We start from the raw sequence: 23,324 nt of genomic DNA, 5'->3' as shown, positions 1-23,324 counted from the left end.
TGTTTTTCGTGATTGGCAGGGCAGGAGACACTGTCTCCCGCCGGTTATTTCTCGGATTCCACCAGCCCTTTGACGAACCAGCGCTGAAAAATGACAACCACCAGTACCGGGGGCAGCATGGCAAGGATGGCCATGGCGAAGGCGTAGTCGTAACGCGGCTGGCGGGACTCGGTAATGTTGCTCAGGATCTGTTTGATCCCCATGACGATGGTGTTGTAGGCCTCATCCGTGGTGATCATGATCGGCCACAGATACTGGTTCCAGCCCACCACAAACATGATGATAAAAATGGCCGCCATCATGGTTTTAGACAGGGGCAGCAGAATGTCTACCAGAAAACGCCAGGGACCGGCATTGTCGAGCTGGGCGGCTTCCAGCAGTTCATCCGGGATTGTTTTAAAAAACTGACGGAAGAAAAATGTTGCGGTTGCAGAAGCAATCAGCGGCAGAATCAGTCCGGTATAGGAGTTCAGCATGCCAAGGTTCGCCACCACTTCATAAGACGGGATAATCCGGACTTCCAGCGGCAGTAACAGGGTGATGAAGATCAGCCCGAACCAGAGGCTGGCATAAGGCAGCCGGAAAAAAACCAGTGCGTAGGCTGCCAGCATGGAGATGATAATTTTACCGATGGCAAACCCCAGTCCCATGATCATGGAGTTCATAATCATGGTGCTGGCATTGACGTCCTGGCTGAATCCGATACTGCTTTGCCAGGCTTCCTGATAGACAGAGAGAAAGCGGTCTCCCGGCAGCCATTGCAGACCATCACTGATGATGGTGTTCGGATCGTGGGTTGAGCTGGCGAAGATCAGCCAGACCGGCACCAGCATGAACGCCATGCCGGCCAGCAGGATCAGGTGATCCAGCCATTGACTGCGGTGCAGGGAAACCGAACGATTCTCGTGTTGTTTCTTTGTCGGAATTGCCGGAATCCGGCTTGTCTGAGTCGTGTGCATCAGTAATGTACCTTTCGTTCTATGACACGGAACTGGAAGTAAGTCAGTGCTAACACCAGCAGCAACAGGACGACGGACTGGGCTGAGCTGCCGCCTAAGTCGGCGCCGATGAAACCATCCTGAAAGACTTTGTAGACCATGGTGGTGGTACTGCCGCCTGGGCCGCCTGAGGTCATGGTGTCGATGATGCCGAAGGTGTCGAAGAAGGCATAAGTCAGATTGATCACCAGCAGGAAGAAACCGGTGGGTGCCAGCAATGGGAACGTAATGGTCCAGAACCGGCGCCGGTCGGACGGGCAGTCCAGTTCCGCAGCTTCGCGGACGGAATGCGAGATCGACTGCAGACCCGCCAGAAAGTAGACGAAATTCACGGATACCTGCTTCCAGACCGAAACAATGATCAAGGCGAAGCTGGCATCAAATGCACTGGTCTGGTAACTGAAATCCCAGCCAAAAATTGCGAACATGTCGGTAAAGGTACCGAAGTGCGGGTTAAACAGAAAACTGCCCATGATACCGGCGACTGCGGGAGCGACTGCGTAAACCCAGGTCAGTGTCACTTTGTAACCGCTCTGCCCGCGTCGGATGTTGTTGGCTTTCACAGCCAGCAAGAGTGCCAGGGCCAGCGACAGCAGGGCAACGGTGAATGAAAACAGCAGCGTAAATCCGATGGATTTCAGGTATTCCGCTGAGCTGAACAGCATCTGGTAGTTTTCGAATCCGATGAAGGTACTGGACAGTCCCCAGGGGTCTTCCAGCATGAACGACAGATATACCGCCTGCGCTGCCGGATAGAAAAAGAAGATGGTAATGATCAGGATCTGGGGAGCCAGCATCAGATACGGCACACCCGAGTGATGGAATTGTTGTCGGCGTTCCACGGTCGTCTCAATGAAGGTGAAGAAATCAGTACACAGCGCGGTCAGTCACCGCGCTGCGGGGAGGGCACGTTATTTCACGGTGCGGGCAAAACGTTTCAGCAGCACCTGACTTTCTTTTTCAACTTTGTCGAAACTGTCTTCGACGGTGCTGGTGCCCGCGAAAATGTTGTCGAACTCGCGATGCATGATTTGCTGAATCTGTGGGTAGAAACCTAAACGGTAGCCTCGGGTCCAGTCGCCACCAGGCAGGCTGAGCTGTTTCACGCCGATTTCGGCATCCGGCTGCTTCTTGTAATAGCCCGATGCTTTGGCCTGCTCGTAAGCGGCTTCAGTGACCGGTACATAGCCTGTCGCTTCGTGCCAGAACACCTGAGTGTCGGCTTTGGTCAGGTAATGGAAGAAGCTGGCGACGCCTTTTTCTTCCACTTTGCTGTGTCCGTTCAGGGCGAACAGGGCGGCACCGCCAATGAAAGTACGGCCGGCATTGTGATTGATGGAATCCCAGTAGGGCAGATAGGTGGTTCCCAGGTTAAACTTCACGCGGTTACGCAGGCCGCCGAAAGAACCGGAAGAACCCATCCACATGGCCACTTCCTGGCGTTCAAACGGGGTCTGGTTAGCATCCCAGTCTGAACCGTAATATTTGTAATAGCCTTTGTCTTCCCACTCTTTGAGTTTGTGGAAATGCATGCGCATGTCCGGCGTGTTGAACATCAGCTTGGTCGCCGGACCTTCATAGCCGTTGTTTCTGTCGGCCAGCGGCAGGTTATGACGGGACTTGAAGTTTTCAAACATAATCCAGGGGGTCAGCGACTGAGAGAAACCGGCATAGCCTTTGTCTTTCAGCCTGGCAGCAACCTTTTCCAGATCTTCATAGGTCTTGGGCGGCTGAACGCCGACTTTATTCAGAATGTCTTTGTTGTAGTACAGCACCGGGGTCGAGCTGTTGAAAGGCATGCCAATCATCTTGCCCTGATTATCGGCGTAAAAGTTGCGTACCCCGGCGATGTAATCCTTGCTGTTAAAGTCGTATCCGGCACTGACAAGAATATCCTGGACGGGTTTGGCGACGCCCGGTGCGTTCATGATGGTGGCGGCACCCACATCTGCGACCTGCAGGATATTCGGCGCTTCTCCGGCGCGGAAGGCGGCGATCCCTGCAGTCAGGGTTTCAACATAAGTACCTTTGTAAACCGGTACGATTTTGTATTCATCCTGTGAGGCATTGTACTCCTTCGCCAGATGGTTCACGGTCTCGCCAAGTTCTCCGCCCATGGCATGCCACCAGGTAATTTCGGTCGTTGCCCATGCTGAGCCGGCAAAACTGGCACCTGCAACGGCCATGACCAGTGCGCGCACAGTCTTTAACTTATTCATGCTGTTTCCCTGTTAATCAGTGTGAATGGAAGCTTACTCGGGTATCTCTGGGTTTCGTTCGAAAGTCAGTTGCTTTCGTTGGCTGTATAGTGAGTGAGTTTTATTGCAGAGATGTTGATGGCAGATGTCAGTTTGATGACGCGTGAAAAGCTTTTGAATTGACGAAGTTTTCTCGGTCTGCCTGTCCTCCGGAAAAGTGATACCTATCTGGCATAAATGAAATTCTAATCACGCTATTTTGGAAATCATCAACAGCTTGAACTAGGTTAGATTTACCGCCAGCAGGAAAATCTGATTGCCCATCGAGTGAAAGCGGCCGGAAAGAGCCGATTAAGCGTGATGTGTCTGGATCCCTGCGAAATAGCATCAGATACAAATGGAAGTGTACGACGATCATGAAGTTGTTGAAGTTGAATCTGGAATCCTTCTTTGATCAGGTTGGCAGCCTTGCTGGCCTCAAGGATTCATGGCTGGAGGTGTTCTCACTTCACGTATCATTCCCTGTCATCTGGCTGGTCCTGGCCGTGCTGGTTCTGGCGTCTTTGGGCTTGTCTGTGATCAGTCTCGTCTGGAAACAAAGATACCGTCGTTCCCGTATTCATCGTGAGCTTGCGCGTGCCAACCAGAGAATGAGTCTGGCGACGTCTGTGGCCGGGATTGGCGTCTGGGAGTGGGATGTCAGCAATGACACGCTTCAGTGGAGTCCCTATCTTTATGATCTTTACGGCATTCGTGTCGGCAGCCGGTTGTCGCTGAAAGACTGGATTATCCGGCTGAAAGACGGCGACGATGAGAAAGTCTTCCGGCTCAAGCAGCTGGCCGGCAAAAATAAACAGCAGACTTTACTCATTGATATGATCGATCCGATAGACGGTCAGCCCCGAGTACTGGAGCTGGTGGTACAGGGACTCATCAATGATGCATCCCGCTTAATCGGAACGCAGCGCGATATTTCTGATGTGATCGAACGACAGCGCAAAATGGAACAGGCTGCGCTGCAGGATAAACTGACGGGTTTACCAAATACTCGTGCTCTGAACCGGGTGCTGAAAGCGGCTTTTTCTGCCCCGGACATGAGCAACAAAGTTTTTGGCCTGATGTTTATCGATCTCGATGGCTTCAAACAGGTCAACGACACGCTGGGGCACGATGTGGGCGATGCCTTGCTGCTTCATGCGTCAAAACGAATGCGGGGTTGTTTGCGGGTTGAAGACGAAGTCTTCCGGCTGGGCGGTGATGAGTTTGTGGTTTGGGTGCCGCTGGGCGAGTACGCAGTCAAAATCAATCAGATCAGCAAAGAGAAGATTTTTGAGGATGAGCCGGACAGACGGGCGCCCCTGATTCTCCCCTGGGGAGATCACGATGAAGAGCTGACTTACCGGATGGAGGCCATTGCAGAGAAACTGCTGCATACGCTGACAGAACCCTTCAACTTCGGAGAAAACCAGTGTCGGGTGTCGGCCAGTATCGGGATTGCCCGTTATCCGTTTAACGCGAAAGATGCACAGACTTTACTGAAGCTGGCCGATTCGGCGATGTATCAGGCGAAACGTAAAGGAAAGCGCCAGTTTGCCCATTATGATCCCCAGTTGGACGAGATCAGTCAGAGTGCAGACAGACTGAACTTGGTGGTCGATCTGCAGGCGAAACGGGCCGTTGGACTCAAATGAATCGTCAAAAAGATGACGATCTGATGGTTTTAAGTGCCCCGGATGATAAAAAAGCACGACTTATGAAAAAAAAGTCCTACCAAAACAGATATTTTTTTCACAGATTTTTTTTTAGATTCTAAAATTTTAGACAGAGAGACGTAAAAATTGCGGCCACGCAATGGTGAATTGAAGAGAGGGAATTCACATGAAATATATGACTTTGGGTTGGATTCATGTCAGTAACTTTATTCATCGGCTGATTCATGAAGAAAAAGGGGCATCTGCAATCGAATATGTATTAATTGCTGCGGTGGTTGCTGGGGCCATAATAGCACTAGATTTACCAGGGGTAATATCTCAAGCCGGTACTAAATTATCTACAACTGTGAGTAGTGCTAGTCAGTAGTTCTGGTTAATTTATCGTTAGAGTATGTGGTTTGATATTACAAAGCATATTAGTTATTTTACTTATATTGTGCTCAGTGCAAGATTTAAAGGAGCATCGTGTTCATAATTTCTTGGTTGTTTTATTCATTTTTGGCGTTTTGTTTTTTTTACTGAGCAAGGTTGATATTCAACTCGCAGATTGGAGAATAACGAACTTAGTTTCATTTTTTTTCGTGTGCTTCCTGACTTTTCCTTTCTTTTATAAAGGATTGTTCGGAGCCGCAGATGTGAAAATATTACTGGCTTTATCCGTGATCAGCTCGTTTGATGTTATGCTGAACATCCTGCTTTATAGTTTTCTCTGCTTCGCTGTATTCTGGTGGCTGTTTGCACGGGACCAGAAAGAAGCCCCCTTTGTACCAAGTTTATTGGTTGGAGTGGTGGTGTCGCTATGGATTGTGTAAAGAACAGAGCCAGAAAAACAAAGCAACATCAACAAGGTGCCGCAGCATTAGAAGCGATTCTGCTGACACCTTTAATCCTCATGATTCTTTATGCCATTGCACAATACAGCCTGATATTTGTTTCGGTTCAGATGTTTAATTACGCAGCGGAAGAATCACTGAGAAGCAGTATTTCTTATGTCGACTCAAACTGCTACTACGGCGGGTCCTGTGATACTGCAACCCTGAAGTCACAAATAGAACAGTCTGCGAAAGAAGTGGTTCAACGCTATACCGATGCGGATTCTGGATTAGGTCAATTATTTGGTCAAAGTCTGGATACGACCTGGGCTGAAAATGATACGACTGTTTCATTATTCAATGTGGATGTAACCGAGCCGGGAAATGTTTGCTGTAAAGTCACCATCACCTATAACTATAAAAAATATCCTTTCTTACCGTCTTTTGGCCTGCCAGTTCCGGATGAGCTGAAATCAACGGCAACACTGAGCCTGTAATTCTGAAAGGAAGCTGTAATTCGGCGCTAATGTTGTTTTAGTTTGGATTCAGTTGTTTCAGTTCGGATTCAGTTATGTCAGTCAGTTACAGTGAGGGAAACATGCAAGGACGCACATTAAAAATTGCTGCCGCCGTGTTGTTAGTGCTGGCATTACTCATTGGATGGTATGGCGTCAGTCTGAGCGGTCGTTCTTCGACCCAGACCGCTGCTTCGGTAACGAAGGTCGACAAACCTGCGGTCACGGTGTGGACTTTTGCCCGGGATGTTCCGCAGAACGCAGTCCTGCACGAGGACATGCTGGTTGCAACGGCGGTGACGGATGCAACGGCACTGGACATTCGTGAGATCACCCCGTTTCTCGGCCGGCAACTGAAACTGCCTGTTGTTCAAGGCGCCCGTCTCCAGTCAGCTTTATTGCAGGGGCACCTGCCGGTTGCCCAGTCTCTGCCGCAGGGGTATCGCGCGATTGCCATTCAGGCAAGTGAGCTGACTGCTGTTGGCGGCCATCTTCATCCGGGTTACCGGGTGGATGTGATTTTTTTGCTGCGCGCGAATAAAGAGTCCGGAATCAACAGTACCGCCCGCCGGATCCTCAGCAACGTTGAAGTGCTGGCAGTCGGAGATGAGCTGAGTTTTGACGGGAAAAAGCCCGACAAAAAAACTTCCGTGAATGATAAGGCCAGAACTGTCGTTCTAGCCGTCCCTGCCAGCGATACACCGCAGTTACTGCTGGCAGAAAATACAGGTCAGCTGCGTCTTGCTGTGGTCGGTACCCAGGACCAGGCCATCCCTGTCGTGGCATCAGAAACCTCTGAAAGCCAGATTGCACACTCCCCGGTTCCTGTGCTGGGACCCAAAGTCAGTGTCTCTTCTCAGAAAACAGCCAGTATCACACCCGTGATTCCCACTGCGCTATTCACCGCGCCCAGCCATTCGACAGTCCGGGAAGTTGAAACCGGGAAACCGGATGACAGCTATGTTATTTCGCTGAAAACATTGGGCGGATACCGGGAAGCTGAAGTGGAAGTCAAGAAACCGGCGCCTGTGAAATACCGTTATGCAGCTCCCCGGGTAGAAATCTATCAGGGAGAAAACCGAACACTGGTTCGCACCAGTCACTGACAGGGAGAAAGTGAATGCTGCGCTTTACAAAAGGAATTTGTTTTTTGGCTGCTTTGTGTGTGGTTTCAGCGGGCCAGGCCCGGGATTTTCAGATGGATGTCGGTCAGCAGGTCACCGTGCAGGCGGGTAAGCGTATTCAGCGGGCGGCTGTTGGTGAGCCTGCTGTTGCGGGTGTGAAGGTGCTCAGTACGACCGAGCTGCTGGTCACCGGAAAAAAAACGGGCACCACGTCACTGCTGATCTGGGAACGCGGGTCGGATCAGCCGGTCCGCCATCGGATTGCGGTGAATCCGGGCGGAGTCGCGACCTCGAATGTTCAGGTTCAGACTGACATTAAAGTGGTCGAAGTCAGTAAAAGTGCGCTCAAAGAAGCGGGTTTCTTCTTCGGTAAGCAGGGATCCGGCGGTACGTTTTGGGGGATCGGAAATGCCAGTGCAATCTCCAGCGCCAATTTCAACGGGTTTCGCGGCAGTTTTCTGTCCAGCGGGGATTCGTTCAATCTGGTAATCGGTAATGTTGCGGATCATTTTCTGGGAACCGTGAGTGCGCTGGACAGCAACGGATTCGCTTATACGCTGGCTGAACCCAGTCTGGTGACCATGTCCGGGCACACCGCAACTTTTCTGGCGGGAGGTGAGTTTCCTTATCCGAAAAGCACCAAAGATGATGATGTCACCATTGAGTTTAAGGAATTCGGGGTCAGACTGAATCTGACGCCAACGGTTATGTCGGGTGACCGCATTATGCTGAAAGTGGCGCCTGAAGTCAGTGAACTGAATTACTCACAAGGTGTGCAGGCCGCTGGTGTAGTGGTGCCGGGCCTGACGGTGAGACGGACGGATACCACGGTGCAGCTGGGGAACGGTGAAAGTTTTGTCATCAGTGGTTTAGTCAGCAGAAATACGGTCAAGAATGCCAATCGGTTTCCGGGATTGGGGGATATTCCGATTCTGGGTGCATTTTTCCGTTCAACCCGGCTCGATGAAAATGATAAAGAACTCATGATGGTGGTCACGCCGCATCTGGTGAAGCCTTTCGCCAGTAACGCACCCCTGCCGCCGCTGCCTGGCGAGATGTACCGCCAGTTCCGCCCTAACTTTTTTGAACTGATTTTTCTGGATGCAGAACCCAAAGATCTTCCTGTGAAGATGGGCTTTGCCGGGGAGGGTTAAGATGCAGTTAATGGCTTATACAGCAGATCATCAGGCGAAGCTGGATGTGACTGAAGCAATCCCGGAGGGAAGTACACTCACCTGGATCGAAACCCCTGAGCATCTGAATTCCAATCTGGCGTGGCAGCAGACCCGTATTCTGATTCTGGTGGCTTCTGACTGGCCGATGCCGGACATTGACAGTTTGATGGACCATTTTGCACCCCGGCATGTCATTCTGGTGGATCTGACACCGGAAGCGCACTGGCACGGCATTCAGCAAAGTCAGACCATTCGTGAGCATTTGCACTGGTGTGAACTCGAAGGGCTGACCGACGCGATTAACCGTCTGATACAGATGGAATCCGTGAATGCGGAATCTCGTCTGGCGCTGCTGTCGCCGCGAAATGATTGCGATGGCGCATTATTGTCAATAGCCGCCGCCTGGCAGCTACAGCACCGGAATAAGCAGGATGTTCTGCTGCTGGATTTGGGACGGCCTTACAGCGATGTGCCCGAGTATCTGGGAAGCAGTTGTGAGCTTGATTTTTTGGCGCTGCTGGAAAAGAGAGACTATCTCAACCCGGAATGGCTGGCAGAACAGGCGCTGGATATTGCCCCCGGCATTCATGTCATCGGTATGCCTTCTTCCGATCACTACGGCGCCGTGACCATGGAAGCTTTGGTTGAAGTCATGGAGATGCTTGAAGACCACTACTGCAATATCGTGATCAATCTGACCGGTATGCCGCCCAGTCCTTTGCTGTTTTTCATGCTCAGCCGCTGCAACCAGCACTGGCTGCTTGCTGATCAGAAAAATGTCAGCCTGAAAAGCAGCTGCGAACTGGCAGAAGCGCTTTACCAGCAGGGGATCCGGCCGGGGAGTGTGAATCTGGTGTTGTCGCCGTTTTCCACGGAAGTGATGCCGGATCGGGAGATGATCGAGAAGCAGTTGCCGTTCCCGGTTCGGGGGGAACTGCCTTGTTCCCGGACGATCATCACGGATATTAATGCCAACACCCTGCTTCCCCCCAGCGGGGAGTTCAAGCTGTACGTCAAGGCCGTGGAAAAGTTGCTCTGGCTGTCGACGGAGAAATCCCGCTGGCAGTTTTCATTTGGCTGGTAGCCCGTTTGTATCCCCTCGAATGAAGGAGTGAGTATGGGAAATGACATGTTGTGGCCAAGCCGGGAAGTGATGATTCAGCATGAGGAATCATCACTGGCGCTGAAAGCGGAATTACACCGCTACATCATTGAGCAACTGGAAGAAGACGGGCTGATGTTTGAAATGGAGCGGCAGGAAATGCAGCCCCATGTTCATGACTATGTACGCCAGTACTTTCAACTGCATAAAGAACTCAATCAGCGTCAGAATATGCAGGCGCTGGTGGCAGAGCTTCTGGATGAAATTGTCGGATTTGGCCCGTTGCAGAATTTGCTGGATGACCCGCAAATCGACGATATCCTCATCAACGGTCCGAAGCAGATTTATGTTGAACGCAGTGGTCAGTTAAGCCGCGTGCCTCTGCGGTTTATGAATGATCAACATGTGTTACGGGTGATTCGCCGCATGATCGCCCCTATTGGCCGCCGGATCGATGAGTCGAATCCCATGGTCGACGCCCGCTTGCCGGACGGCAGCCGGATCAACGCGGTGATCCCGCCTTTATCTATTGACGGGCCATGCCTGTCGGTCCGGAAATTCAAGAAAGAAGGCCTCACCGCAGACGTTTTGATCCAGAACGGCGCGATGAGCCTTGCCATGCATCAGCTGCTGAAAAAATGTGCCCAGTCCCGTTTTAATATCCTGATCAGTGGTTCAACCGGTTCGGGAAAAACCACCTTGCTGAATATTCTCAGCCATTACATCAACAGCGGCGAGCGTGTGGTCACGATTGAAGATGCGGCAGAACTGCAGCTGCGCAACGGACACGTGGTCCGGCTGGAAACCCGCCCGCCAAATTCTGAGGGGAAAGGCGAGGTGACGGCGCGGGACTTGCTCAAAAATGCGCTGAGGATGCGGCCGGACCGGATCATTCTGGGGGAAAGCCGCGGGGCTGAAGTGCTGGATGTGCTTCAGGCCATGAACACCGGCCATCAGGGGTCAATGAGTACTCTGCATGCCAACTCCCCCCGCGACGCTCTGGTGCGGCTGGAAATGATGGTGACACTGGCTGGTTTTACGTCGACGGAGTCTTTAATCAAACAGATTATTGCAACGGCAATCGACATGATTGTTCAGGTTTCCCGGTTGCCAAACGGGAAGCGGGTCATCACTCACATTGTTGAAGTCCAGGATGTTGCCGATGAAAAAATCCGGATTCAGGAGCTGTATCAATATCACCCGCAGACGGATGATTTCATGACAGTTGATGCCATGTCGGTGCATCTGCGCAAGAAGCTGGGAGAAGACAGATGAACAGCCTGATCGTGATTGCGATGCTGCTGTTGCTGATCAGCTGTGGGCTCATGATCATCGCTACCCGCCAGAGTAACTCTGGCGAGAAGCCAGTGAATCTGGTTGATCCGCGTGAGCCAAAGGCACGGAGCCGGGATCGCATGCTGGAAGGCTGGCAGCGACTGGGTCTGAGTACGTCTCCGATCAATCTGATGTTTTATGCCGCCTGTATTTTATTCGGCCCTTTTTTGCTGGCGCGGATGACAGGCGTGAGCGGGCTGGGCATGGGACTGGCCAGCTCGGTGGGTCTGATTCTGTTGTTGGGACAAATCAAAAAAAGTAATACACGGCGGAAGATTCTCCAGCAGCTGCCAGGCTTTATCGACCATATCAACCGGCGGGTTCATGTGGGGATGTCGCTCAATAAAGCGGTTGAACATGTATTGCAGGCCATGAATGACCCGTTACACGCTGTGGCGGAGCGCGCGGTTCAGCGGATGTCTCTGGGAACGGAGCTGTACGATTCTTTTCACAAAGAGGCAAGGATTACCGGCGTGAAAGAGTTTGCGCTGCTGGCTTCTGTGTTCAAGGTCAATCATCAGTTCGGCGGCAGTGTGACCGCAGCGCTCACAAATCTTGTCGAGTTACTGCATCAGCAGGAACGCAGTCAGCGGGAGCTGAAATCAATGACAGGGGAAACCCGGATTACGGCCTGGATTATGGGTCTGGCACCCACGGCGATGGCGATTTATATGCTGGTGACGAATCCGCAGCAGTTGTTGTCGATGTGGGCCGATGAAACGGGCCGTCAGGCGCTGATTGCAGGGCTTGGGGCGCAGTTATTCGGCGGCCTGGTGCTTTGGCGGATGATACGGTCACTGTAGATATGGGGGCATCGTTTGTCCGGTGGCCGCCGTCTGTTTGGAGATGATCTTCTTCTGGCGTAATTTCTGCGCGGGATGAGGAATGGGTGTTGAAGGAATATGCAGGAGAAACACCATGACAATCACAGCTTATCTGATTATTGCGAGCCTGTTGTGCACTGTGAGCGGGGCAGGGCTGATTTACTGGTCTCTGAAACTGCAAAAAGCGCGTCATGTGGAAGAGAATCTGGCGAAATCGCTGGGCAGGCCGCGAGCCGGGGAGCGGGTCATCCGGCGCGGGCAGTGGTTGTGGGGAAAAACAAAACGCAGCAATGCCTCTTCTTACTTCAATGAAATTCTGGAGATGATGCGTAAAGCCGGTTACATCACGAACCGTGAGCAAACGCTCTGTGTGTTTCGTCTGGCGGCGGTGTGGTGTGCCATCCAGCTGGTCTTTGCCAGTCAGCTGATTCAGGCGGATGCAACGCTGAATCATAAAATCAGTCTGATGCTGGTCAGCGCGATGGGGACTGCTTATTTCACGATTCAGTGGCTGAAGAAAAAGGCAGCCAGACGGACCCGTATCATTGATGAAGAACTCATCATTGGCCTGCAGGTAATGAAAATTCTGTGGGATGTGGGTCTGTCGCTGGAAAGTCTGTTACGCACGTTAACCCGTGAACTGTCCGATCTGACTCCGGAACTGAACAAAGAGCTCAGGCTGGCGTTGAGCAAAATTGAAGCGGGTCAGGAGCGGGCTTCCGTCTTCAGTCAGATCGCCAGAGTGAACGAGTCTGCCGGGATGCAGGATTTACTCACGATGCTGGCTCAGGTCTCTGAAACCGGTGGCAATATGTCTGCATCACTCAATCAGTTGTCGGTGCTGTTGCAAGACAGACGGCGAACTCAGTTACAGGAAAAAGTCACCAAACTGTCGGGCAAGATGTCTGTGGTGATGATGATATTTCTGTTTCCGGCCTTGTTTGTTGTGCTGGCAGGTCCCGGGTTTATGGCGCTGCTCAACTCACTCAGCAGTTAACAGCAGCCAGGACAACAGATCTGGAAGTGGATAGCAGGAAATGAACAGGGATGGATGCATGAAAAACGGAAAACAGGGACGATCTTTTTGGGTGAGTGGTTTGCTGGCGGTGGTGCTTACTGGTTGCAGTGTATCGCCGCAGAATGAGAGTGCACATGAAACGGCCAACAAAGATGTGCAGTCCGGTGCCTGTGGCGAAACTCTGGTTGCGAAAGACGGTATGAAGCTGGCGATGGTGAAGCAGCAGATGGCGCAGGGGCAGTATTACCTGGCGCTGGCTGCGCTTGATGAGCTGAAGGAAGATGGCTTGAGTGTCCGGATCATGCGGGCCAACAGTTACCGGAAACTCGGCAAATGGGATGAAGCTGCCCGGCTATACCGGAATTTGGCGGACACTTGTCTTGCCGGAGAGGCTTATCACGGTCTGGGCTTGATTGCTTCCTATCAGGGGCAGATGAATGCAGCAATGGACTGGATGGAAAAAGCAGCTAAGGCCGCCCCTGTGGAGGCGGATGTGCGCAATGATCTGGGATTTCTGCTACTGGTCACCGGCCAGGATCAGAAAGCCAGAGATGAGCTGATGACAGCCCTTGAGCTGAATCCGAATCATCCGAATGCGGCTAAAAACTTATGGTTTATTTTACTGAAAAATAACCAGAAACAGGCTGCCGCCTCACTGGCTTCCCGTTTCGCATGGGGGGAAGCAGAGCAAAAAGAAATGATGGATGCCATCGCTGTTTTCCACCCGTTACAGTTGGATCCATCTTAACCGGACAGTCAACAGACAGGAGTACTGGGATGAAAGGGACAAACACAGCTGCGATTGCTTTTCTGAGTGTCATCTTGCTGAGCTGTGCCGCAGGGCATGCAGCAACTTTCCCGCCGAAAAAGGTGAATGAAGACCTTACAGAAAAGACACAAAGTCAGATCAGTGAATATCCGGAAAAAGCAACGGCTCAGTTGAAACCTGTTGTCCGGCATCAAGGTAAAAACATGACTCAGCTTTGGCTGAATATCCAGACGCGCGGTCAGATGGCGACATCTGAGACCGATAGTCTGACCCCGGAAGCAGCCAAGGCGACGCAATTGCGGATGCAACAGAGCTTCAGTCATCCGATTCCGGATAAATTCATTAAAGATGACTTTACCGGCAGTTAACTGACGTTCAGGAGAAACACTTATTCAGGGCTGTCATTCCCCCGCAGGGAAAGGAGCAAAATCATGTTGCGTGCATCCGGTGATCAATGGTCATCCATGGCTCGACAGCGCGGTGCCGTCGGGCCGGGGCTGATCTTACTGATGATCAGCATGGTGCTGTTTCTGTCACTGGCAGTTGATACCGGCCGGTTGTACATGGAAAAACGTCAGTTACAGAAACAGGCCGATCTGGCGGCGCTCTCGCTCAGCAGAAGCGGCTGCTATCTTGACGGCAGTACAGAAGATAAAGCGCAGGCGCTGATTACACTGATGAAAGGGAATCTGAAGAATAATGGATTTGACCCGGATGCTAACGAGTATGAGGTGTTGTTTGGAGCCGCTAGTATCAATCAGGCCGATTCCCGATGGGAGTTTGATCCGGATAATTCTGTGAAATCTGCCGGGAAAGTTACCCTGACAAAGACGGTACCGGCAAGTCTCCTGACTCAAATGACTTCCGATGAGCGCGTCACACTCTCGGCATCAGCAACGGTCATGAAGCGAATGTCCGTCGGGTTCGGTGTGGGGTCGCGAACCATCGATGTGGGCCTGACCAATTCAGTGCTGGGAGCTGCGCTCGGAGGCGAGCTGTCAGTGGGATCTTATCAGGGGCTGGCAGACACTCAGGTACGTTTGGCCGGGCTGCTCAGCGCAATGAATGATATGGGCTTGCTGGCAGTGGATGTATCTGCCGGTACAGTAGAGGGCATTTTAGACACACATCTGACGGTTGCACAGTTCATTGAAGCCAATATTCAGGCGGTGAGTGAATATGCGGTGCTGGATGCGGATGTATTGCCTGCACTCACCCAGTTGGATAGTCTGGCGAAGGTTTCCGCTCTGTCGCTGACCCTGTCAGACATTATTCAGCTGGCGGCAGGCTCAAACGATGCCATGAATGATGAGATCCACCGTGCTGCGCTGGCCAGTAAAATTACTTTGTTTGATTTGGTTTCAGCGGCGATTTATGCGGCGAATGGAAACCATGCGATAGAAATTGATGATTTAAATGTAGACACGGGTTTGTTGGGGCTGGGGCAACTGGGGGTGACTGTTGATGCAACAATTATAGAGCCACCTAAATTTACAGTTGGGGTTTTACCGGTTACAGATGAACAGCCTGGAACAAAAGTAGAAACAGCTCAGGTTCGGTTGAAAGTTGGATTAGATTTACCGCTGAATCTTCTTTCCCTTCCCGGAATTTTAGACACTGATCTTTCTTTTGGGTTAGCCGTCGATGCAGCGAAAGCGAATGCCGAGTTGTTAGATATGACGAATTGTACTTCAGATGGCTACCAATTAATGTTTGATGTGACGCCTGCGTTAGCTTCGGTGAAATTGGGAAGTCGAAGTGATGTAGACCAGCCCGCAAAATTATCTGCAGAAGTTTTGTCTGGATTGGTTGGCTTAGATGTTAAGCTCAGTGCAAATGTTGAAAAAACAGATGGTTCTGGAATACCCCTGATAGTTAATGCAGCTCATGGTGATATACCAAGTGTCTATTCATTAACTGAAGAAGTTTCAGACAATTTAGATAGTTTATTATCTAACGAAAATATCATTCATGTGGATACTGAAATTAAATCTGGCTTGGGTAGCCTAGGTCTGGATGATGCAGTAGATTATTTAGTCAATACTACTATTAGTGGGATGATATCTGATTTATTATCACCTGTGATTTTATTAGTGAGCCAACAAGTTTTAGACCCGCTACTAAATCTTTTAGGGATTCAGGTCGGCACGGCAGATGTCTTCGTTTCATCAATTGATGTTGATGGTGGCGGTTTAATTCAGTAACCCCGTACATGCATGGTGCAATGACTTCTCTGTGGCGACACTGGAAGCGGTCGACTGGAATAACCAACGCGGCGATAGTGCTGGAGTGGATCAGATCCAAAGACACTGCCTTTGATAAAGAATTGAAAGATTTCCTTTTAACAATTAAACCGATTGCACACCCACAATCCTGTTTTTGCTCACCGCTTTTGGCTGCATGATGATGCCGTTGAACTGTGGTATGAATTCTTGGGCACTTTTTCAATCATTCCGAGTCCAATCACACATCACGAGTCAGGCCGGTTAAGCGGTCTGGTTTTTCAGTATGTTTGACGGGTTTAAAGGGCCGGGTGTCTCAGGATCGCTCTCAGGCCGTTTGAGTCAGGATCAGGAGAAAGTATGAATACGAAGCGACTGTTAACTCTTGCTGTGGGTATGGGGCTGGCAGCGGTTCTTGTCGGGTGTGAACAAACCTCATCTGAAAGTGAACAGGCTCAGAAAATGAAATCGGAACCGGAATCAGTGACAGAAGTGGCTTCTGATTCGGCTCAGAATGAAACGCAGCCCGAGTTTGCTTATGTAGACACAGAGCATAATGCCCGGAATTCGCTGGACTGGAACGGGACTTATGCCGGCACCATTCCTTGTGCAGACTGTGCCGGTATTGAAACCGTGCTGGTGCTGAATCTGGATGGTACTTTCTCTCTGACAGAGACTTATCTGGGAGCCGATGATCAGGGCCAGTTCAGTCATCAGGGAAGTTTCACCTGGAACGATGCCGGAAACACCATCACGTTAACCAACGACAGTGGTGATGATATTCAGTTCTTCGTGGGTGAAAATCAGTTGTTCCGGTTAGATCGTGAGGGGCATCGTATTACCGGGGAACTGGCCGATATGTATGTCCTGAGTAAGCAGCGTACTCAATAATTCTCCCTGTTTTATCGAATCAACGGGCCGTGAATCAAAAATTCCGGCCTGTTTGTCTGATTTGACGTCAGTAAATTTTACATGCCCGCCTGAAGTATCCCGAATTTTGTCGGCCTTTTTTACAATGAGTGAACTCAGTCTGTAAAACTCATTGCATTTCAGCCAAGTACGACTTGGCATACAAGATGCACCTTCCTGTTGCGAACACAACTTCAATTTTCAACACGGTAGGGAGCAATACCATGAAAACGATAATTCAAACCGGGCTGCTTGCCCTGGGTTTGCTGGGGGGCTCAATGAGTGTCTCGGCGACACAGATTGATTTTACCGGGAACCCATACTCTGTGCTGGATGGAAATCAGTCTGCAACCGTTGGCGACATTACTTTTTCTGCCTGGCGATATTTTCTGGATACTGATGGGCTGTTTTCTGAAGGTTCTCTGGTCACTGGGAATCCAAACCGGGTCCTGCTGTCGCATACGCCAACACAGGGGATTGGTGTGGATACTCTCCCGACCCCGATTGAAGTGATTGCTGAAGCCCTGCTCGATGATGAAGACAAAATTGACGCCTGGGAATTTGTGGTGCTGAGTTTTGCTGAGCCTGTGACGTTGAACGGCCTTTACCTGAATCACTATAATCTGCTGGAATCCGGCACAGCCCTTATGTTTGATGACGGTTTTCCTGAGTTAGAACTTGGCATGAATGTGAATCTGCTGGGTCTGCCTTCCCTGCTGAATATGCTGACGCCAAACGCATTCAACTGGGATGGCTCATACTGGGACTTAGATGACGAAGACAATGTCAGCCATCTTGTGATTTCTGCGACACTGCTGTCTGATTTTTATATCGCCGGTATCGACTATAACGATACGTATGGCCATGACGGTCCCTGCTATCCGAATCCAGTTCCTGAACCTGCCAGTCTGCTGTTACTGACCACAGGTCTTGGGATGCTGGGATGGCGCCAGCGCCGTAAACACATCATAAAAAATGAGCCAATGATGGCCTGAACACAACTATCCGTATGAACCTCAGTGATTCATATATTCCGGCGTAGCAAGATGCACGCCGGTTTTTTTATTGAATGGCTGTAAGGAGTTGCAGCGATATCACGAAATTGTTCACAAAGAAGTGCCACATCAGGAGGAAATTTGCCTAAAATGAAAGTGTCATTTTCACGTTAATGTGATCGTGTTAACTAAAAATCTCTTCATGGAAAACAAAAAGAGAACAGCAATCACAGATTTCCGATGAGTGATCACGTGACAGTGATATTTGGGACGAGGTAATCCGTTTATGAGTCAATCTGCGCAGGGTAGGGCTGGTCGTGAGGCTGGTATCTTATCGTTATTTCATTCGCTGTTTCTGAAAAGAACATTAGCCAAACTGTCTGTTTTTGCCGTTGTTTGGGTGCTACTGGCTACCCAGTTCGAGTTTTTCGAGCGATTCACGCAATGGGTAATGCAGTATCAGAACTTTGGGCTGGGCGCGATTATTTCGCTTCTTTTCGTACTTCCTGTGGCACTGGTCGCACTGAGCTGGAAGCGCCTGCGTTCAATGCGCCACCAACTGAAAGCGGGTGAGCGCGACAAAGCCGCCATGTATAAACTGGCGATGCATGATCCGCTGACTGAGCTGCCAAACCGGCTGTATTTTTCAGAACAGCTCCAAAAAGCATTACAACACGCGGGTGACAACGACGCCTGTGTCGCGGTCCTGATGATGGACCTGAACAAATTCAAACAGATCAATGATGCCTACGGCCATATTGTCGGCGATGAACTGCTGGTGGCGACCGCAGGCCGCCTGAAACATCTGCTGCGGATGCACGATACCATTGCCCGGCTGGGTGGGGATGAATTCGCGCTCATCCATGTGGGCGGACAGGAACCGGATGAAGCTTCTGCACTGGCATCGCGGATCATCAAAGCCATGTCTGAGCCGTACCACATTCGGGGACAGCAGATCATGGCGGGCGTCAGCATCGGGATTGCGATGTCGAACCATGATATCGAACCGGTCGATTTATTACGGGCAGCGGATACGGCGATGTACCGGGCCAAAATGGACGGCGGCTCGACCTTCTGTTTCTTTGATACCCGGATGGATGATCAGCTCAAACAGCGCCAGTTACTGGAACGTGACTTGAGAAAAGCGATCGCTCAGGATTTGCTCGAACCTTATTACCAGCCGGTGTTTGCTCTGAAGAGCCGTCAGTTGCAGGGATTTGAAGCCCTGCTACGCTGGCGCCATCAGCGTGAAGGCATGGTTTCATCCAAAGAATTTATTCCTGTGGCAGAAGATGCCGGTCTGATTCAGGTACTGGGTGACTGGGTTCTGAAACAAGCCTGTGTTGCAGCCATGGACTGGCCGGAAGAAACCACGGTTTCGGTGAATGTCTCTGTTCAGCAGCTTAAACACGACACCTTTTGCTATTCAGTTTCTCAGGCGCTGAAAGAATCCGGACTGGAACCTTCCCGGCTGGAAATCGAGCTCACGGCTCAGACTGTACAGCAGGACCCGCATCAGGTTCTGGCGATCATGCAGGATCTGAAACACATTGGTGTCGGGCTGGTACTGGATGATTTTGGCAACGGCAATGCCTGTCTGACGATCATGCGGGACTTCCCGTTCGATAAAGTGAAGATTGCCCGCGCCTGTGTGGGCACGTTGCCGGGCTCCGAGACCAACAAAGCCCTGATTCAGTCCGTGGTGGGAATGAGTGAAAGTCTGGGGATGCAGGTTTCGGTTGTGGGGATTGAAGATGAAATTCAGTTGGCGATGGTGTCTTCACTGGGATGTCAGCAGGGACAGGGATTCCTGCTGGGCCATCCGCTCAGCCGCCATGCGGCAGGCCGTCTGCTCGTGAATCTGCCGGATGCGATGGGCCACTGAAGCCCTCACTGACGGCTTTGTTTTTGCCGGTATTGCTCCGGGGTACATTGCGCGTGCTTTTTAAACAGGCTGATAAAAGGAGATGCCTGGTGATAACCCAGTGTCAGCGCAATCTCCTTCACGGATAAACCTTTCCTCAGTAAGTGCAGCGAGTAGATAAACTTTCTTCGCTGCCGCCATTCAATGAAACTCATGCCGAGCTTATCCTGGCAGTGTCGGGCCAGGGTTCGCTCCGTGGTATGCAGTTTCTTCGCCCATTCTGCCAGCGTGGTGTTGTCTGTCGGGTTTTTCTCCAGTGACCGTAAAATAGGCTGAAGCAGCTTGTCTTCACTACTGGGCAGAAATTGTTCATGAATCCGTGTCTGTTTCAGTTGATCCAGTAACACGGCAATGAGGCGTTCATCTTCGTCTGTTTCCGCGACCTGCAGCTGCCTGTGACGCAATTCATTGATGATGGCCTCAATGATTGGCGTGACTTCCAGCAGGCAGGGGAAATCCGGCAACTGTTTGGCCAGCGGCATGATGATATTCATCGAGCAGTAATTCATACTGCGGCGCATATAACTTTCGTGTTCGATGCCGGGCGGTATCCAGATGGCGTACTGTGAGGGCGATAAAAACCGTTTTCCTTCCGCGTTCAGTTCTAATATCCCGCCACTGATCAGCTGTAACTGTCCCCAGGGGTGTTTGTGTCTGGGTGTTGTGGTATGTGGTAAAAACGCCTGATGGCCGAAAAACACCTCGCCGGGCGGGTTGTGATCATCAAACAGAGGGCGGTAGACGTTTTTCATACAGGCTTCCGGAGTCATCGTAATCCGCAAGAGTAAATCCGACCTGCTGTTGTTGGCAAGGGGCTGAAGACCGTCGCCAGACATGCTATGCTTCGCCGCCTTGTTTGAGACTGAATCATCGTCAGTATTGGTAAGTCACCCTTGAGGTGCGAATGATTGAGTTTGGTATGACGGATTTGGGAACCACATGAATTACAACCGCATCGTTTGTTTTGATCTTGAAATGTGTTGCTGGAATGAAGACGGCATGGGCCGTACGGGCGAAATCATTGAGATCGGCGTTGCTGAGCTGAATCTGGAAAAGGGCACGATTTCCCGCCGGGCGCAATATTATGTTCAGCCTGAATCTGATGAAATCTCGCCTTTTTGCACTGAACTGACCGGTATCAAGCCAGAAGTGGTGGCTCAGAACGGTAAGCCGCTGGCGAGTATTCTGAAAGCGGTGGAGCAGAAGTTTGGCGGCCGTCATAAAATCTATGCGGCGTGGGGCCGTGATGACGCCATCCTGCGTGCGGAGTGCAAAGCCAAAGGGTTGGATGTGCCTTTCCGGGAATACCTCAACCTGGCAACCTTATTCAAACTGCAGCCGCATGTGCAGAATAAGCGAATCGGGCTGCGCGCTGCTATGAACATGAGCGGGCTGGAGTGGGAAGGGCGCCAGCACTCCGGTTATGTCGATGCTTATAACCTGGCCCGTCTGGCGCGTGTGATGCTTTGCCCGGCGGAAAAATAACGGCGTGGTTTTGGATTGATAAAAGGAAACATGATGAATATTCAGCGTATTAACCCGACCCAGCGTTGGTCTGATGTCACCGTTTTTAACGGGATTGCCCACTTTGTGGAAGTGCCGGAGTCAGACACCAGCGCTGATATCATCGGCCAGGCGCAGCAGGTCTTTGCACAGGCTGAGGCAATGCTGGCGACGGTCGGCAGCGATAAATCCCGCATTCTGTCTGTGACCATTTACATCACCGACTGGGCAAATCTTGACGCTTTCAACGCCGCCTGGGATGCCTGGTTACCAGAAGGCGCCGCACCAAGCCGCGCCTGTGTGAAAGTCGAACTGGCTGACCCGGATTATCTGGTCGAAATTGCCTTCGTCGCGGCCGCCGGACAGTAATTTCTTTGCCTGCCATTGCCTGACAGACGGTGGCAGGTTTTTCTGTGTTTTTCTTTTCTGCTCACTTCACTTAACTTCACTGATGTTCGAAATACATATTTTCAGAGCATTCATTTTCAGCCTCACCATTCGCTGAATCGCCATTTACCTCATTGATTTTCAGTATCAGTATCTTGATGAGTTACCCGATATTTCAATGCTTATTTGGTTGTCTTCGTGTCTGTTTCAGTTTCAACGCCAATACGTGACATCAATTAAATTAATGAAAGAAAACAGAATGAGATAGTGAATTCAATCATTGAGATCCTGGTGGTGAATGGCAGGGGGTTGTATAAGGCGATGTTTTCTCATCTTTTCAGAGTAGATGAGCTTTCAGGGATGGCGTCGTTTTTCTGATCAATATTGAGGCTGGCTTGTATCAGGCTGTTGCGATGGCTCGGTGATCATCCGTATCGGGAGGGATCGTGAAGAAATTGATATTGATTGGACTGGGGTTGATTGCGTTTTCGTTCTATCAGCTGAACTATGTTGATATGAGTAACTTCAGCTGGGTTCAGTCGTCACAGCAAAGCGACTGGCCGACGAATGAACCGCATGCATCAGGGTTTGATGAAGAGAAGCTGGTCAAGCTGCACCAGTTCGTGAGCAGAAGTAAGCGTAAAAATGTTCATTCGCTTTTGATTGCCAAAGACGGGCAACTGGTGTTTGAACAGTATTATCCGGCGGCGAATACACCGACGGGAACGCCCATGCCCACGCATTACCCGCCCGGGCCGGATACAGCCCATCAAATGCGTTCCGTGACCAAAACGGTGACCGCGACTCTGTTGGGAACGCTGCTGCAATCGGGGGAAATCACCAGCCTGAATCAGTCGTTGTTCAGTTTTTACCAGAACGAAGCGATTGCGGATTTGCCGCATAAAGCCGATGTCACGCTGGAAAATGCTCTGATGTTCAATGTCGGGCTGGACTGGGCCGAATGGGGTGAGCAGCACAGTGATGCCATGTACATGTGGCAGTCACCGGATCCTTACGCATACATTCTGAAGAAAAAAATGGCATACCGGCCCGGGGAGAAGTTTATTTATCAGGGCGGTGTCAGTGTATTACTGGGTGGTGTTATTGAGCGCGTTTCCGGCATGAATCTGCGCGAATTCGCCGACAAAGCCTTGTTCGGGCCGCTTCATATTACAAATTACGACTGGTTTGAACATGAAGTGACAGGCCAGTATTTAGGTTCATCCGGCTTATATCTCAGAACCCGTGATTTAGCCAAGCTCGGACAGCTTTATTTAAATCTTGGGGAGTGGCACGGGCAGCAGCTTTTGTCTCCGCAATGGGTGAAACAAAGTTTCATGCCGCGCGGGAAGTTCTGGTCGTGGAAATCCATCGAATATGGCTACAACTGGTGGCTGCCATTGATTCAGTCAAACGGAAAGCGGGTCTCGGTTGCAGCCATGCGCGGCAGCGGTGGGCAGGAGATGTTTGTCGTGCCCGAGTTGAATCTGGTGTTTGCCATGACATCAGGCGCTTATTTCAATCAGGATGAAGATTTTCCATTACAGTTGCTGGCTGACTACATCTTACCGGCAATCGGGATGGAAAAAGTGGCGTACATTCCGAATCGCTGAAGTCTGTTCAGGTCGCTTTGTAAGTGACTGAACAACCACTCACGCCATTGAACACGCAAATATCACTGATGAGTTTGATATTTAGGTATTTTTATTTGTAAATTATACCTTTGCGTGATGTTTCTGCTGATGCTGTTCCCCTTGCAGGAAGTCATGTATGTCACAAGAGCGCATGTCACAAGACAGATG

The 23,324-nt window shown here is 50.8% G+C and carries 23 protein-coding genes; 19 read left to right on the top strand and 4 right to left on the bottom strand.

Annotated elements, in window-relative coordinates; all coding sequences use genetic code 11:
• Positions 1–44: 44 nt before the first annotated feature.
• From ugpE to ugpB, 3 genes are all read right to left on the bottom strand, one after another.
• A complete protein-coding gene (gene ugpE, locus ACYP03_RS06120) occupies positions 45–959 on the bottom strand; it encodes a sn-glycerol-3-phosphate ABC transporter permease UgpE (protein ID WP_459778877.1) in 915 nt (304 codons plus the stop codon).
• Complete coding sequence (locus ACYP03_RS06115; protein WP_459778876.1) at positions 959–1,840, bottom strand: ABC transporter permease subunit; 882 nt, start codon at positions 1,838–1,840, stop codon at positions 959–961. Before ACYP03_RS06115 ends, ugpE begins: the two co-directional genes overlap by 1 nt.
• A gap of 69 nt (positions 1,841–1,909) precedes the next feature.
• Positions 1,910–3,217, bottom strand: coding sequence for a sn-glycerol-3-phosphate ABC transporter substrate-binding protein UgpB (gene ugpB, locus ACYP03_RS06110; protein ID WP_459778875.1), 1,308 nt, complete (start codon positions 3,215–3,217; stop codon positions 1,910–1,912).
• 395 nt (positions 3,218–3,612) lie between these two features.
• On the opposite strand from ugpB, the gene ACYP03_RS06105 reads away from it, so the two are divergent.
• From ACYP03_RS06105 to ACYP03_RS06030, 16 genes are all read left to right on the top strand, one after another.
• A complete protein-coding gene (locus ACYP03_RS06105; RefSeq protein ID WP_248143017.1) occupies positions 3,613–4,887 on the top strand; it encodes a sensor domain-containing diguanylate cyclase in 1,275 nt (424 codons plus the stop codon).
• 187 nt (positions 4,888–5,074) lie between these two features.
• Positions 5,075–5,275, top strand: coding sequence for a Flp family type IVb pilin (locus ACYP03_RS06100; RefSeq protein WP_248143016.1), 201 nt, complete (start codon positions 5,075–5,077; stop codon positions 5,273–5,275).
• A gap of 31 nt (positions 5,276–5,306) precedes the next feature.
• A complete protein-coding gene (locus tag ACYP03_RS06095; protein WP_459778874.1) occupies positions 5,307–5,720 on the top strand; it encodes a prepilin peptidase in 414 nt (137 codons plus the stop codon).
• Complete coding sequence (locus tag ACYP03_RS06090; RefSeq protein WP_248143013.1) at positions 5,708–6,217, top strand: TadE/TadG family type IV pilus assembly protein; 510 nt, start codon at positions 5,708–5,710, stop codon at positions 6,215–6,217. Before ACYP03_RS06095 ends, ACYP03_RS06090 begins: the two co-directional genes overlap by 13 nt.
• Positions 6,218–6,318: 101 nt before the next feature.
• A complete protein-coding gene (cpaB, locus tag ACYP03_RS06085) occupies positions 6,319–7,341 on the top strand; it encodes a Flp pilus assembly protein CpaB (protein ID WP_248143011.1) in 1,023 nt (340 codons plus the stop codon).
• A 44-nt stretch (positions 7,342–7,385) separates the two neighbouring features.
• Positions 7,386–8,513, top strand: coding sequence for a type II and III secretion system protein family protein (locus ACYP03_RS06080; protein WP_459778873.1), 1,128 nt, complete (start codon positions 7,386–7,388; stop codon positions 8,511–8,513).
• Between the two features lies 1 nt (position 8,514).
• Positions 8,515–9,618, top strand: coding sequence for an AAA family ATPase (locus tag ACYP03_RS06075; protein ID WP_248143007.1), 1,104 nt, complete (start codon positions 8,515–8,517; stop codon positions 9,616–9,618).
• A gap of 33 nt (positions 9,619–9,651) precedes the next feature.
• A complete protein-coding gene (locus tag ACYP03_RS06070) occupies positions 9,652–10,911 on the top strand; it encodes a CpaF family protein (RefSeq protein WP_459778872.1) in 1,260 nt (419 codons plus the stop codon).
• A complete protein-coding gene (locus ACYP03_RS06065) occupies positions 10,908–11,774 on the top strand; it encodes a type II secretion system F family protein (protein ID WP_459778871.1) in 867 nt (288 codons plus the stop codon). The genes ACYP03_RS06070 and ACYP03_RS06065 overlap by 4 nt, the downstream gene beginning before the upstream one ends.
• A 115-nt stretch (positions 11,775–11,889) precedes the next feature.
• A complete protein-coding gene (locus tag ACYP03_RS06060; protein ID WP_459778870.1) occupies positions 11,890–12,792 on the top strand; it encodes a type II secretion system F family protein in 903 nt (300 codons plus the stop codon).
• Between the two features lie 58 nt (positions 12,793–12,850).
• Positions 12,851–13,561 carry a tetratricopeptide repeat protein gene (locus ACYP03_RS06055; RefSeq protein WP_459778869.1) on the top strand — a complete coding sequence of 237 codons (711 nt, stop codon included), beginning with the start codon at positions 12,851–12,853 and terminating at the stop codon, positions 13,559–13,561.
• Positions 13,562–13,590: 29 nt separating this feature from the next.
• A complete protein-coding gene (locus ACYP03_RS06050; RefSeq protein ID WP_459778868.1) occupies positions 13,591–13,950 on the top strand; it encodes a DUF3613 domain-containing protein in 360 nt (119 codons plus the stop codon).
• 63 nt (positions 13,951–14,013) lie between these two features.
• On the top strand, positions 14,014–15,786 hold the full coding sequence (locus ACYP03_RS06045; protein ID WP_459778867.1) for a pilus assembly protein TadG-related protein: 1,773 nt from the start codon (positions 14,014–14,016) through the stop codon (positions 15,784–15,786).
• Between the two features lie 378 nt (positions 15,787–16,164).
• Positions 16,165–16,695: a copper resistance protein NlpE gene (locus ACYP03_RS06040; protein ID WP_248142999.1), complete on the top strand. Its 531-nt coding sequence runs from the start codon at positions 16,165–16,167 to the stop codon at positions 16,693–16,695.
• 242 nt (positions 16,696–16,937) lie between these two features.
• Positions 16,938–17,708 (top strand): PEP-CTERM sorting domain-containing protein, encoded by a 771-nt coding sequence (locus ACYP03_RS06035; RefSeq protein WP_459778866.1) that lies wholly within the window; start codon positions 16,938–16,940, stop codon positions 17,706–17,708.
• A gap of 286 nt (positions 17,709–17,994) precedes the next feature.
• Positions 17,995–19,593: a putative bifunctional diguanylate cyclase/phosphodiesterase gene (locus ACYP03_RS06030; RefSeq protein WP_248142995.1), complete on the top strand. Its 1,599-nt coding sequence runs from the start codon at positions 17,995–17,997 to the stop codon at positions 19,591–19,593.
• 5 nt (positions 19,594–19,598) lie between these two features.
• On the opposite strand, the gene ACYP03_RS06025 is transcribed toward ACYP03_RS06030, so the two are convergent.
• Positions 19,599–20,384, bottom strand: a complete 786-nt coding sequence (locus ACYP03_RS06025) for an AraC family transcriptional regulator (protein ID WP_459778865.1) — start codon at positions 20,382–20,384, stop codon at positions 19,599–19,601.
• 187 nt (positions 20,385–20,571) lie between these two features.
• Between ACYP03_RS06025 and ACYP03_RS06020 the strand changes: the two genes are divergently transcribed.
• The 3 genes from ACYP03_RS06020 (at position 20,572) to ACYP03_RS06010 (ending at position 23,135) form a co-directional block, all read left to right on the top strand.
• On the top strand, positions 20,572–21,117 hold the full coding sequence (locus tag ACYP03_RS06020) for a 3'-5' exonuclease (protein WP_248142991.1): 546 nt from the start codon (positions 20,572–20,574) through the stop codon (positions 21,115–21,117).
• A gap of 33 nt (positions 21,118–21,150) precedes the next feature.
• The gene (locus ACYP03_RS06015; protein WP_248143358.1) at positions 21,151–21,504 is read left to right on the top strand and encodes a RidA family protein; all 354 of its coding nucleotides are present in this window, start codon (positions 21,151–21,153) and stop codon (positions 21,502–21,504) included.
• 464 nt (positions 21,505–21,968) lie between these two features.
• Positions 21,969–23,135: a serine hydrolase domain-containing protein gene (locus ACYP03_RS06010; protein WP_459778863.1), complete on the top strand. Its 1,167-nt coding sequence runs from the start codon at positions 21,969–21,971 to the stop codon at positions 23,133–23,135.
• The last annotated feature ends 189 nt before the right edge of the window (positions 23,136–23,324 follow it).

The sequence above is a fragment of the Photobacterium sp. R1 genome (assembly GCF_054600795.1).
Note: the sequence above shows the minus strand (reverse complement) of the source record. Positions and strands in the feature narration are given on the sequence as shown.

Excerpts from the sequence above, each read along its gene's own strand:
- ACYP03_RS06075 (WP_248143007.1), top strand. The coding sequence starts at position 8,515 with ATGCAGTTAATGGCTTATACAGCAGATCATCAGGCGAAGCTGGATGTG.
- ACYP03_RS06055 (WP_459778869.1), top strand. The coding sequence starts at position 12,851 with ATGAAAAACGGAAAACAGGGACGATCTTTTTGGGTGAGTGGTTTGCTG.
- ACYP03_RS06060 (WP_459778870.1), top strand. The coding sequence starts at position 11,890 with ATGACAATCACAGCTTATCTGATTATTGCGAGCCTGTTGTGCACTGTG.
- ACYP03_RS06040 (WP_248142999.1), top strand. The coding sequence starts at position 16,165 with ATGAATACGAAGCGACTGTTAACTCTTGCTGTGGGTATGGGGCTGGCA.
- ACYP03_RS06050 (WP_459778868.1), top strand. The coding sequence starts at position 13,591 with ATGAAAGGGACAAACACAGCTGCGATTGCTTTTCTGAGTGTCATCTTG.
- ACYP03_RS06105 (WP_248143017.1), top strand. The coding sequence starts at position 3,613 with ATGAAGTTGTTGAAGTTGAATCTGGAATCCTTCTTTGATCAGGTTGGC.
- ACYP03_RS06045 (WP_459778867.1), top strand. The coding sequence starts at position 14,014 with ATGTTGCGTGCATCCGGTGATCAATGGTCATCCATGGCTCGACAGCGC.
- ACYP03_RS06070 (WP_459778872.1), top strand. The coding sequence starts at position 9,652 with ATGGGAAATGACATGTTGTGGCCAAGCCGGGAAGTGATGATTCAGCAT.
- ACYP03_RS06025 (WP_459778865.1), bottom strand. The coding sequence starts at position 20,384 with ATGAAAAACGTCTACCGCCCTCTGTTTGATGATCACAACCCGCCCGGC.
- ACYP03_RS06065 (WP_459778871.1), top strand. The coding sequence starts at position 10,908 with ATGAACAGCCTGATCGTGATTGCGATGCTGCTGTTGCTGATCAGCTGT.
- cpaB (WP_248143011.1), top strand. The coding sequence starts at position 6,319 with ATGCAAGGACGCACATTAAAAATTGCTGCCGCCGTGTTGTTAGTGCTG.
- ugpE (WP_459778877.1), bottom strand. The coding sequence starts at position 959 with ATGCACACGACTCAGACAAGCCGGATTCCGGCAATTCCGACAAAGAAA.
- ACYP03_RS06090 (WP_248143013.1), top strand. The coding sequence starts at position 5,708 with ATGGATTGTGTAAAGAACAGAGCCAGAAAAACAAAGCAACATCAACAA.
- ACYP03_RS06020 (WP_248142991.1), top strand. The coding sequence starts at position 20,572 with ATGAATTACAACCGCATCGTTTGTTTTGATCTTGAAATGTGTTGCTGG.
- ugpB (WP_459778875.1), bottom strand. The coding sequence starts at position 3,217 with ATGAATAAGTTAAAGACTGTGCGCGCACTGGTCATGGCCGTTGCAGGT.
- ACYP03_RS06035 (WP_459778866.1), top strand. The coding sequence starts at position 16,938 with ATGAAAACGATAATTCAAACCGGGCTGCTTGCCCTGGGTTTGCTGGGG.
- ACYP03_RS06030 (WP_248142995.1), top strand. The coding sequence starts at position 17,995 with ATGAGTCAATCTGCGCAGGGTAGGGCTGGTCGTGAGGCTGGTATCTTA.
- ACYP03_RS06015 (WP_248143358.1), top strand. The coding sequence starts at position 21,151 with ATGAATATTCAGCGTATTAACCCGACCCAGCGTTGGTCTGATGTCACC.
- ACYP03_RS06100 (WP_248143016.1), top strand. The coding sequence starts at position 5,075 with ATGAAATATATGACTTTGGGTTGGATTCATGTCAGTAACTTTATTCAT.